The following is an 11726-nucleotide window of genomic DNA, read 5'->3' as shown; positions in this document are numbered from 1 at the left end:
TTCCAAACAATATAAAAGAAATTTTTGTTTTTTTGAAGAAGCAAATCATGAGGGGCTTTGATTTAGCTAAATGTATGAGTAATCGGCTCTAAAACTATAAAGCAGCTACACAGAAATCTCCTTAGGCTTTGCTCTAGCAATTTTTAAGGAGCAGGTTAAATATCTATCATGGTATAGAGTAAAATCAAGTATAAAAGTGTGGAGTTGGCATGGCAAACATGATCTATCGTTCTCATCCCTGGCATGGCCTTTCTTTAGGGCCTCTGATGCCTCAAATTGTTAATTGTTATATTGAAATCGTGCCTACGGATACGATAAAATACGAACTTGATAAAGAAACCGGGATCCTAAAAGTCGATAGGCCTCAAAAGTATTCAAGTGTGTGTCCCAGCTTATATGGATTGCTACCTAAGACCTATTGCGGCCATCATTTAGCTAGTTATTGTATGCAAAAGACTGGTCTTAAAAATATTGAAGGCGATGGAGATCCTTTGGATATCTGCGTGTTCACCGAAAAAGTCATTCCTAGAGGAGACATTATTTTAAAAGCCATTCCTATTGGTGGATTTCGATTGATAGATGGAAATGAGGCAGATGATAAAATTATTGCTGTGATGGCAGACGATTTGGTTTATGGCAGCCTGCAAAATATTCATGAATGTTCGCCAAGCTTAATTGAAAGGCTACGTCATTATTTTCTAACCTATAAAGATTCACCCGAAAGGACGTATAGCACTGTCCAAATTACTCATATCTATGATGTTAAAGAAGCCCATCATGTGATTAAACTCGCTCTTCAAGACTATGAAGATAAATATGGATCTGCTTCCAAGTCAGAAAATTTTTGGTAAAATAGTTGTCATACCCATGCAAAAGTATGTATAGAGAATGAATCCTATGAGAGGGCAATCAAGAGCAATTTTATTGAAAAAGGTGGCAAGAATGGTTATTGTAAAAGCGAAGAGCACTCCTAGTATGAACCCTACGGTTAACTCTTCAAATAAGGAACTAACTTAATGAGTCCTTTAATTTTTTTAGTGCTAGGTTTTATATTAATATTTATAGAGTTTTATCTGCCAGGTGCCCTAATGGGAATTATCGGAGGTATTTGCATATTAGCCAGCTTTAGCATGTTTGCTAGGCAAACAGAATCTTTCCTCTTGTTTATCTTATATGTGATGGGGAGTGGCGTGGCTCTTGCTTTTTTAATTAAATTTGCTCTCTGGCGCATTCGTACCGAAAAGCCTCAGCATAGCATTTACTCTGCAGATACCCAAGATGGTTATCGTGCTGTCGATTATGATGCTTCCACTATAGGCAAGTCAGCAGTAGTGTTGACAGATTTAAAACCTGGGGGATTTATTATCGTAGAAGGAAAACAGCAACCAGCTATTTCTCAGGAAGGTTATCTAGCTAAAGGGACTAAAGTTCTTGTGATTAGCGGCAATGAATCTAATTTAATTGTTAGAAAGGAATAAAACATGACTCATCAACTATTGGCCTTGCATTTAAGCTCAGAATTATATTTTTTACTGATTGTTCTTGCATTGGCTTCCCTTATTATTTTAAGCATGCTAGGAAAGTTTCTTAGTTTTTGGTTCCAAGCTTTTGTGTCGGGTACTCCGATCCCTTTATTTAACTTAATCGGTATGAGTTTGCGTAAAATTCCTCTACGAGTCATCGTCAACGCGCGCATTAATCTGTTTAAAGCTGGGCTAAAGCAAGTGACTGTCTCAGACTTGGAAACACACTACCTAGCTGGCGGCCATGTCTCTGAGGTGGCTACAGCTCTTATAGCTGCAGATAAAGCCAATATTCAGCTCGATTGGCGCCGTGCTACAGCGATTGATTTGGCAGGAAGAGACCTTCGTGATGCGGTACAGACCTCGGTAAATCCCAAAGTAATTGACTGCCCTAGCCATGGTGGCTACATCACAGGAGTAGCTAAAGATGGCATTCAAATCAATGTCCGCGCTCGTGTAACTGTAAGAACAAATATTGCGCAATTAGTAGGCGGCGCTACTGAAGAGACGATTATCGCTCGCGTGGGTGAAGGGATTGTGACCGCTATTGGTAGTTCTGAAACGCATTTACATGTGCTTGAATCTCCTCATAAAATTTCGCAGGTTGTTTTGGAAAAAGGGCTTGATTCTTCTACTGCTTTTGTTATTCTTTCTATTGATATTGTGGAAATGAACTTAGGCGAAAATATCGGTGCCAAGCTGCGTGCTGATAAAGCGGAATCCGATAAACGTATCTTCCAAGCTGAAGCAGAAAAAAGGCGAGCAATGGCCGCTGCGATGGAACAGGAAAATATGGCTAAAGTTAAAGACATGGAGGCTAAGTTAATTGAGGCTCAGTCTTCTATTCCTATGGCAATTGCCGAATCTTTTCGCTCAGGGCACATAGGCATTATGGATTTTACCCGTTATGAAAATATTCTTGCCGATACCAAAATGCGTAAATCTATCGCCGAAGAAAGTGACGATCGAAAAAAATAAGCCAGAAGCTTGATAGGCCTTAGCTAAGCTAATAAAAAATAAGGCCTTCAAGCTGCTTTCAGGTTTAAAAGTAAGCTTGTAGAGGAAATAATAAAAATTTTAAGAAAGCTTTGCTCTCAGCCATCCTATTAACAACTTTGTATAGGGAAAATTAAAATGCATATTATCGATACGATAGGATTTTTAGTAAGCGTAGCAGCCATGCTTTATATGCTCATTAAGCTTGTTCAGCCTAATAAAAGATCTAAAAAACTTGCAAGCATCCAAGATGATGACCCCTTACAAGCTGAAAGATTGCACGATTTTCTTCATTCCTTAAATGCTGATATGGAGAAAAGCAAAAATTTTACTCACCACCCTCCCAAAAACTTAAAGCCCGTAAGCCTACCCCCCGAGTATAAGAAAAAAACCATCTATCATCAACCTGCTCACAAAAAGAAAGCTTTTAGAGAGGAAAATAAATTTAAATCCAATTTAGATGGCTTTCAGGTGCGCAATCAGATTGAAGAACGCCAATTTAATATGAATAGTAAAAATAAATATGAAGGGGATTATGGCGACCATCTCTTAAGCCAAGGCTTCCGGGAAAATAAGTCTGCTCCTCCTTTGATTTATAAGCGCTCTTCTCGTGTTAAAAGTTTAATTCATCATCTTCCTACTAAAAAAGATCTTATCCTCATTCACGAGGTTTTAAATCCTCCTAAGGGTTTTAGATTTTAACTATGTCAATCCTCGATAATTACCGAGCCTTACAACAAGAAATTGCGGAAACAGCCCACGCCTGTAATAGAAAGATAGAAGAGATTAAACTGATTGCTGTCACTAAAAAGCAACCTTGGGAATCTATTTCTTCCCTTTATAAAGAAGGGTGCCAAAATTTTGGAGAGAATAGAATCCAAGAAGCTCTCTCTAAGATTAAACAAGCTCCTCAGGAGTGCCAGTGGCACTTTATTGGACCTTTGCAAAAAAATAAAGTGCGCAAAGCGGTGGGCCCTTTTGTTTTAATTCATTCGGTAGATTCTTTAGAATTAGCTAGTAAAATAGCAGAGGTATCCAAGCAATTAAATTTAACTACAGCTATTTTACTTCAAGTAAACACTTCTCAAGAAAAATCTAAGCAGGGGATGAGTTACGAGGAGTGCTATCAAAATTTTAATGATTTTCTTTCTTTGCCCCACCTGGAGGTGCAAGGGTTAATGACGATGGCTCCTTTGACCGATAATGAAAAAATTATAGCTAAAAGTTTTGAAAGACTGCGTGGGTTAAAAGAATCTTTGTTAAAAGATTATAAACCTTTTAATCAATTACCCCATTTATCCATGGGAATGTCTCAAGATTTTAAGTTAGCCATTCGCGAGGGAGCCACTCTACTACGTATAGGCTCAAAGATTTGGCATTGAATTCTTTTCCTCTTTTTTTCAATTATTTGCCAGCTTTAGATAAACTTGAGCTGGAGCAGCAGCCCTCGATCATCAACTTTTCTAGATTTATCCAGCTCGGATATTCTATCCTCCCTCTTGATTAGATAGGAAGAAAAGCTAGCATTTTTGCTTAAAAATAGTCGTGCTATATATGTCCTAATAATTTATTCTTCTCTCTACTTTTTTATGCCTATAGATAGGGTTTTTATGAATGCTCTGCTGAATAAATTTATGCGTGTGAATAACACTTTTTTACTTTTGGTAGCTGTTTGCTGTGGCCTAATAGCTGGGTACCTGCATAATGAGAGGATATATAGCGTGGCCGAAAGCTTCTCAGCTGTATTCATTAATCTCCTTAAATTGGTCAGTTTACCTATCATTTTTCTTTCCATTGTCTCCACTTCTTCAGGAATGGAAAGTGCGCGTGAGCTAAAAATTTTGGGTCAAAAAGTCTTAAAATATACATTATTAACCACGGTTATTGCGGCTTCTATTGCTTTGATTTTATTTGTAGCTATAGATCCTGTGCGCCCTCATCTTCAGGAAATAAATCTTGAATCGGTAGCCACGATTGAAAAACAGGGAAGTTATGTACATTACCTCCAACAAATTATTCCCTCCAATGTTATCAAGCCTTTTAATGACAACAATGTTATAGGCGTACTATTTATTGCTCTTTTATTCAGCCTTTCCATCATTGCTCTGCCGGCGGAAAATCGCCATATTTTACATGCTTTTTTCTCGAGTCTCTATGCTGCAATGATGAAGATGACCACTTGGATCATCAAGCTCATGCCTTTGGCCATCTGGGCTTTCATTACCCTTTTCATGCGTGATTTACATGAAGGCTTAGAAATCGAAAGTTTGGCTCTCTATTTAGCCGTAGTCATTTTAGCTAACCTGGTACAAGGGATCATTGTATTGCCCCTCCTTTTAAAGTTTAAAAAAATTTCTCCTTTAGGGACTGTGAAAGGCATGTGGCCAGCTCTATCTATTGCCTTCTTCACCAAATCTTCCAATGCCGCCTTACCGATGGCTATGAAATGCGCCGAAGAAAGAGTGGGAGTTTCTCGTCGTGTAGCTAGCTTTGCTTTTCCCCTTTGTACGACTATCAACATGAACGGTTGTGCCGCTTTCATCCTTACTACCGTTCTTTTTGTCTCTATGAGCAATGGGATGAGTTATACACCTTTAGAAATGATTCTATGGGTTTTCCTGGCTACTATCGCTGCTGTAGGAAATGCAGGGGTCCCCATGGGCTGCTATTTTCTTTCGAGCGCTTTTCTAGCTACTTTAAATGTTCCTCTTAACGTATTAGGAGTGATTTTACCTTTTTACACTCTCATTGATATGGTGGAAACAGCTCTGAATGTTTGGTCGGACTCATGTGTGGCCACCATCGTTGACAGTGAAGTTTCTCCCCATACTGCTGCTTCTGCTCTCATTAATGAATCTCCTCTTAGCGCTTAAGATTAAAGATACAAGTAGCTCTAGAAGGTCTGGCCGTCTCTAGCGCTTTATTTAACGCTCATAGCTCAATCCTTAGATAATTAGATCTAAGGATTGGCGTATCAGTTTATATATTTTTTCTCCTTACTAGACAGACATTCTTCCAAGAAGCAGTCATCTTTTTTTAGTTTTTTGTAAGCCTGATAGATGCGATTAGCCCAAAAAAGGCTATCCCTATGATGCCATGGTTTATTAAGAGGAGAGAGTTTTAGGGCGATGGGGGGGATAAGAAGAAAAGGTGAATCTTAGGAGGAATTCTAAGCTTTTCACAAACGTGATAGCGGGCTCGGTCCAAAATCACTAAGGCATAAGAAGAAGCTGGCAGCGATTGATTGATCTGTTCGAGAAGATAATCACTGACTTTGCTATTTAAGAGGGGAAGAATGAGTTCCTCTGCTTTTCCTAAAGCGGGGTAAATAGCTGTCGCTAAATAGAGGGTAGGATAGACTATTGGCTTAAGTGCTTTTGGCCGCTTTTCTTTTTTCGCTGCTACCTGACGACAGTTGGGCGGGAGCCCCTAGCTTTGCTTTATCCTCAAACCATATTTCGATCTTGGGCTTAGGAAATTGATTGCTTAAAGCCTCGATAGCGTGGGGGACTTTTTTAAAAGAGGATTTATCTTACAAATATTAATAGTTGCAAGCAAGCGGATAGCTGCCATCTCTCCTTTAGATTGAGTCCAGTCACTCCGCTTGTTTCTTAATGCAGGGTTACAAAGAAGCCTTCCCTTTGGCCCGAGGTTCAAGGGGCGTTAAGCTAGCTGAAAGCCTCTCTTTAATTTTTTGAGCCAACTTATCGGCAGAGCCAGGAAAATAGCTAAGGAAAAGTGAGGGCTCGATCATTTCTACTTCCACCACGACTAGCGCAGAACCTTTCTTGATCACGTCTACTCTAGCATGTAAATAAGGTTGTTCAGTAGCGAGGAGAACCTTTTTGACTTCGTTGATCATCCAAGTAGGTGGGGTAACTGGTTGAACGGAGCCTCCATGTGCACTTTGCACCAAAAATTGCCCATCTGCCGGTTTTTTTAACACACAATGAATAAATTCTTTTTCAAAGAAAATAAAAGACCATTCACCTTCTGTCATGATCTCTTGCATGAAAGGTTGGATAATTAAGTCATAAGGATAATCTTTAAAGTGATCTTGCATTTTTTGAACAGTAGAAGAATTAAATCTAAAAGTGTGATCTCCACTAGCAGAAATACTAGGTTTTATCACGCATTCTTCCCATCCATATTTTTTTAAAAGATCGGGTAAGCTTTTTAGATCTTTAGAAGATAAGTAAATACTATCAATGACCTTAACTCCTTTCTCTGCTAGCTTTTTTAAATAAACTTTTGAAGCATTCCAGCGAATAGTGTTAAGGGGGTTAAAAAGAGGGATTCCTTGTTTTTCAATATCACTTAAGGTTTGCAAGAAAAAATTAAACTTAGCGGTATGATAGTCCCAAGTAGAAAAAACTAGCGCCGCTTGATAGTCTTTCCAATTGGTCTGAGGATCATCCCAAATCACCGAGCGAGCATCTATCTGTTGTTTTTGCAAAGCCTTTATTAATAAATTATCATCTTCTTTAAGTTCGTTGTAATTGCTACTTGTGAGCAAAGCAAGGCTAGCCAGGAGAGTAGTTAGAATCATACATTCCTCAATTTATAAATTTTTATCTAACGCAGGAAGCTAAAAGATTGTAAGCAATAATAGTTTGTTTTTCCATTTAAAATTTTTTTGTAGAGGGAGCTTTAAATTAAAGCTGGCTATCCTTTATCCTTGAAAAATCAATTAATCATTGAGGTCCAAACCAAGGTGCTGGGAGAGAGCTTAAATTATCCATCCTAAATCTTATGACCGAGTGTATAGAGCTGCCTTTTTCAAAACAGTGTTTTTGCTTTAATATTTTTATTTATGCATTTATCGATTGTTCTGCGTTTTATTTTAAAGAGACAATAGAAAAGAGTGAGTGAGGATAGGCAAAAATGGATTTTATGCAGGCAGATCGCCAAAAAGTACTAGAAAGGTGAGGTAAGAAGAATTTGATCAAAAACTTGCGTAAAAAGGTACTAATCCGCATTAGTTGCTTAAAAAATTCTTGAAAAATGTATCCCGTAAGATACGATAGAGATATTATGCAAAAAAGGATTTTATGCAGGCAGATCGCTAAAAAGTATTGGCAAGGTGAGGTAAGAACAATTTGATCAAAAACTTGCATAAAAAGGTCCTAATCTGCATTAGTTGCTTAAAAAATTCTTGAAAAATGTATCCCGTAAGATACGATAGAGATATATGGAAGGAATAGAAATCGAATTATGCGAAACAGCAAATGGTAAGCGACCCTTTGAGATCTGGATCAAGGGTATCAAAGAAATCCATACCCGGGCCAAAATCCTGGCACGGCTTGATCACTTAAGGCTTGGGAACTTCGGCGATTGCAAAACCTTACCAGAGGGGGTTTGCGAGCTTTAAGATTCATTATGGACCCGGGATTAGAATTTATTACGGAAAGATTGGGAATAAAGTCATTTTGCTTCTTTGTGGTGGTGATAAAAACTCCCAAGAAAGGGATATAGCTAAAGCAAAAGAGTATTTGAAAGATTATCAATCAAGAGAGTTAGATCATGGCAAGAAGTAAAAAATATCAAGAATTTCTGCTCTAGCACTTAAAAGATCACGATGAAGCTGTTGCATACCTAAATGCTGCGCTAGAAGAAAGTCTTAAAGGTGATGAGGAATCCCAACATCTTTTCTTAATGGCTTTACGGAACGTCGCAGAAGCTCAAGGCGGCGTTGGCGCATTGGCTAAAAAAGCTCATGTAGGTCGTGAAAGCCTCTACAAAACCCTTTCAGGAGCCGGTAATCCTAAATGGCACACGCTTGTTTCATTATGTGTCGCCATGGGATTGAACTTGAGATTAAGTTAGACTATGAAGTTTGGCATCGACGTTTTTCAAGCTTCATTAAAAATAAAATTCCTTGTGGGGATACCTTAAGAGAATAATTAGCGCGAGTTATCGGATAAGAAGAGAGTTTAAGGTATAATTTGAAGCAGCCTTAGGTTGTTTTCTTATCCGATAACTCGCATTAATGAGATTATCAATGCCTAGAGCCATCAATCTAACCGCCTAATCTCATTGGGTGCTAATGGCAAAGGATATCGTCGAGGGGAACTAAAATAAGAATTATATGAACCCACCAGCCATCATTGCTAGATACGTCTAGAAAACGTGAATGGAGTATGAAGTTCCCCCTGCGTTAGATGCTGCCATTTCTATTTTTATGCACACCATTCGCTTTAAGAAGTATCTATTTTCTAATAATCCTTTGACCTACACACTCTGCCAAGAAAAGAGTAATGCCTATCCGAGTCTTGGTCGTTTTGACCGGCGTGTAGCCATTGGTTTGTGGGGAGTTGTGGGCTGCTATTTCTACGCCGGCCTCGCTGTAGAGGTCAGCTGCCTTTTATTTAGCTCGAGGAATGAGAGGCACGGTGGCGCAATGGAAGTTCTGCTAAGCTATTGTAACTTGAAAACCTAGCTTTTGATGAAAGGCTTTGTTTTTTCCTTGGGAAGTAGGATTAAAAATGACGAGAGCTAACGCTTATCCATTTATACTCAATAGCTGTTTTTTTAGTTTGAGGTAAAGCCTCCTGATAGACATAAGATAAAATTCTCTAATAAGACTATAGCCTTTGATCGATTTAAAGCTTATTCATTTTATTTTTCACATAGCATTCATCATGCTTGAATGTTGAGATATTATTTTTTATAGCATTTATTTTAAGCCTTCCTTAATATGATTGTTAATGAACATAGAGAAAAAATTTACAAGTCCTTGCTTATAAAAAGGTAGCGAAATGAAAATTTAGATAAAGAGAGGTTAAACAAATGAACCCTTTACCTCCCAATCCCTCTGTATTATTTCCTGTATTTAAGACTCTTTCTTGGTTTAAAGAAGAAACAAATACCTATGCGGAGATTGCAATCAAGATTTTCTCAAACTTGGGAGCTTCCGATCTATGTCAAGCAGAGGGAGTTTGTCAAGAATGGAAGCAGCTGATTCAAGCAAGTAACTTATGGAAAAGGCTCTATTTCCAAAAAGCTAGCAAAGTTTCCTCGTCAGAAAAAGAATCCCCTCTAGATACGCTCCCTTCCGAAATGTTGTTAAAAATTTTTTCCTTTTTGCCTGTTAAAGAACTTGGCTTTAGCCAGCAGGTATGCAAGAGCTGGTATGAATTAAGCGCAGACACTGCACTTTGGAAATGTTTACTTGGAAAAACTTACCCTGCTTTATCTGCTATATCCGACAAGATGAAAATCTCTCCCAAAGATCTAATTGTGGCTCAATACAATATAGAAGCTAATCGTGCACAAATTATCGATTTACTCCCTATGGCATTGGAAAAAGGACATAAAGAGGGCGCGCAAGCAATGTTTTCTTCTAATGGTAAGCATGTAATTATTTTTAATAATGACCTACCTACCTTTCCTGGGGACATTGCTCGTCACATTGTTAGCCTTTGGGATGCTAATACAGGAAAATGTCTACAGGTTTGGGAAGGAATTACTTGGAGCAGAGATCTATTTCTTTCTTCAGGTAGCCATTGGCTAATTATTAATAGATCTAAGTCCACTAGTCTGTGGGATGCCAACACAGGAGAATGTCTAAAAGCCTTAGAAGAAGACCCCTTGGGCACAGAAGTATTCTTTTCTCCAAATAAAGAACGGCTAGTTACCAGGGGTAGCTTTATTCGCCTTTGGGATGCTAAAACGGGAGAATGTCTGCAGGCTTTAGAAAGAGGGGAAACAAAAAATTGGGGGTCACGAACACCTTTTTCTCCGGATGGCAAGTGGCTGGCTATCGATAGCTCTAAGTCCGTTAGCCTTTGGGATGCTAAAACTGGGAAATGTCTACACACTTTGGAAAAACCGGGTAAAGAAAATCTGTCCACCACAATATCTTTTTCTCCGGATAGCGAGTCGCTAGTTATCGATAGTAATGAATCTATTAGCCTTTGGAATGCTAACACTGGGGCATGCTTACATATTTGGGATGAAATCAGGAGGGTAAACTCAGTAACTTTTTCACCAGATAGCCAGCAAATAGTTATCGACGACTATGAATTCATTCGCCTTTGGGATGTTAAAACTAGAGAATGGGTCTGCACTTTGGATGAATGCGAGGATGCCTCCAGCATATCTTTCTCTTCAGATAGTCAGCGCCTAATTGTTGAGAATGGCCAGTCTCTTTGCCTTTGGGATGCTAAAGCTGGAAAAAAGCTAAAAACTTTAGATGATCAGCTAGGGGCATGCGCAGAAATAATCCTCTTTTCTCCCGATAACCAGCGGATCATTGCCGATACCATAGATCTCATTCGCCTGTGGGATGCCAATACAGGAGAATGTCTACAAACTTTAGATAAACGGGAAAAAGAAGATTGGGATACAGAAATATTTTTTTCTTCAAATAGTGAAAAGGTAGTTATTTATCTCATCGACTCCATCCACCTTTGGGATGCACACACAGGGAAATGTCTAAAAAATTTGGAAGAGCCTGGAGATTTCAAACAAGCATTTTTTTCTCCAAACAGCCAATGGTTGGTTATTTCTGACCCATGTGATGTTCAACTGTTGGATGCTCAAACAGGCGAATACTTGCGCACTTTGGGAAAACACTTAGGACACGGAGGATATGAGCCAGCATCCTTTTCTCCTAATGGGGGACTATTATTGATTGGAATGAAAGTTTTCAATTTTTTCCCTGCTAAAAGCGATAGTTTTCAACCCACCGAATCTCCAATAAATCTAGACAATGAAGAGGGAGCAAGTAATCTAACTGAAGAATTGGTAACAGAAGAATCTAAAAAAAGAAAAGCCAGAAGTGCTAAAAGCCAAGAAGACAGGAGCCACGTTTCAGCGGCAGGGGAGCATCTTTGGCCTTCTCCTCAGAAAAAAAGGAAAAAAGAGGAGTAGGTTAAGGTTTCTAGATTTTCAAGCATTTATTTTAAAGAGTAATGTTTAAGCTAATTTCCCATCTAGTGCTACAATAATTTGGCTCTTCCATGGTGTGTGTGACGTGTTTAAAGGTTTAATACGCTTTAAAAAAACTAAGACCGCATACCTAACCCTCTGAAATTTGTCTCTCTACTTAATGAGAGGAATTGTATAAAGTACGGGATTACATAAGAAGTAGCTTGAAAGCGTATAAGAGGTTATCTTAAAACCCCTCTTTTAACTTATCAATTCGCCTTAACATCAGTCTAATCATCGATAGATAAATCCAATTTTCACTCGTAGTTGTTAGGT

At 38.6% G+C, this 11726-nt stretch carries 10 protein-coding genes and 1 pseudogene; 10 read left to right on the top strand and 1 reads right to left on the bottom strand.

What is annotated here, in order from left to right:
* The first annotated feature begins 209 nt into the window (after window positions 1-209).
* The 6 genes from NEOC65_RS00600 to NEOC65_RS00575 all read left to right on the top strand — a co-directional run bounded on the left by NEOC65_RS00600 (window position 210) and on the right by NEOC65_RS00575 (window position 5392).
* Entirely contained in the window at window positions 210-851 is a 642-nt protein-coding gene (locus tag NEOC65_RS00600; RefSeq protein WP_213155379.1) for an inorganic pyrophosphatase, read from the top strand.
* Window positions 852-1016: 165 nt separating this feature from the next.
* Window positions 1017-1478 carry an NfeD family protein gene (locus NEOC65_RS00595; protein ID WP_213155378.1) on the top strand — a complete coding sequence of 154 codons (462 nt, stop codon included), beginning with the start codon at window positions 1017-1019 and terminating at the stop codon, window positions 1476-1478.
* Window positions 1479-1481: 3 nt separating this feature from the next.
* The gene (gene floA, locus NEOC65_RS00590; RefSeq protein ID WP_166156470.1) at window positions 1482-2501 is read left to right on the top strand and encodes a flotillin-like protein FloA; all 1020 of its coding nucleotides are present in this window, start codon (window positions 1482-1484) and stop codon (window positions 2499-2501) included.
* 156 nt (window positions 2502-2657) lie between these two features.
* Entirely contained in the window at window positions 2658-3221 is a 564-nt protein-coding gene (locus NEOC65_RS00585) for a hypothetical protein (protein WP_213155377.1), read from the top strand.
* A 2-nt stretch (window positions 3222-3223) separates the two neighbouring features.
* The gene (locus tag NEOC65_RS00580) at window positions 3224-3901 is read left to right on the top strand and encodes a YggS family pyridoxal phosphate-dependent enzyme (protein ID WP_213155376.1); all 678 of its coding nucleotides are present in this window, start codon (window positions 3224-3226) and stop codon (window positions 3899-3901) included.
* 207 nt (window positions 3902-4108) lie between these two features.
* Entirely contained in the window at window positions 4109-5392 is a 1284-nt protein-coding gene (locus NEOC65_RS00575; RefSeq protein WP_502710340.1) for a dicarboxylate/amino acid:cation symporter, read from the top strand.
* Between the two features lie 749 nt (window positions 5393-6141).
* Here the strand turns inward: NEOC65_RS00575 and NEOC65_RS00570 are convergent.
* Entirely contained in the window at window positions 6142-7068 is a 927-nt protein-coding gene (locus NEOC65_RS00570) for an ATP-grasp domain-containing protein (protein ID WP_213155375.1), read from the bottom strand.
* Window positions 7069-7837: 769 nt separating this feature from the next.
* On the opposite strand from NEOC65_RS00570, the gene NEOC65_RS09510 reads away from it, so the two are divergent.
* The 4 genes and pseudogenes from NEOC65_RS09510 to NEOC65_RS00555 all read left to right on the top strand — a co-directional run bounded on the left by NEOC65_RS09510 (window position 7838) and on the right by NEOC65_RS00555 (window position 11393).
* Complete coding sequence (locus NEOC65_RS09510) at window positions 7838-8056, top strand: type II toxin-antitoxin system RelE/ParE family toxin (RefSeq protein WP_249298937.1); 219 nt, start codon at window positions 7838-7840, stop codon at window positions 8054-8056.
* 85 nt (window positions 8057-8141) lie between these two features.
* Window positions 8142-8345 (top strand): annotated as a pseudogene (locus tag NEOC65_RS00560) (helix-turn-helix domain-containing transcriptional regulator); the annotation flags it as partial.
* Entirely contained in the window at window positions 8288-8422 is a 135-nt protein-coding gene (locus NEOC65_RS09675) for a hypothetical protein (protein WP_283248262.1), read from the top strand. The pseudogene NEOC65_RS00560 and the gene NEOC65_RS09675, both read left to right, overlap by 58 nt.
* Before the next feature lie 886 nt (window positions 8423-9308).
* The gene (locus NEOC65_RS00555; RefSeq protein ID WP_166156485.1) at window positions 9309-11393 is read left to right on the top strand and encodes an F-box/WD repeat-containing protein; all 2085 of its coding nucleotides are present in this window, start codon (window positions 9309-9311) and stop codon (window positions 11391-11393) included.
* Window positions 11394-11726: the final 333 nt, after the last annotated feature.

The organism is Neochlamydia sp. AcF65 (assembly GCF_018342435.1).
In the GTDB taxonomy this organism is placed as follows: Bacteria; Chlamydiota; Chlamydiia; order Chlamydiales; family Parachlamydiaceae; genus Neochlamydia.
The sequence above is the reverse complement of the archived record's forward strand: the minus strand, read 5'-3'. Positions and strand labels throughout refer to the sequence as shown.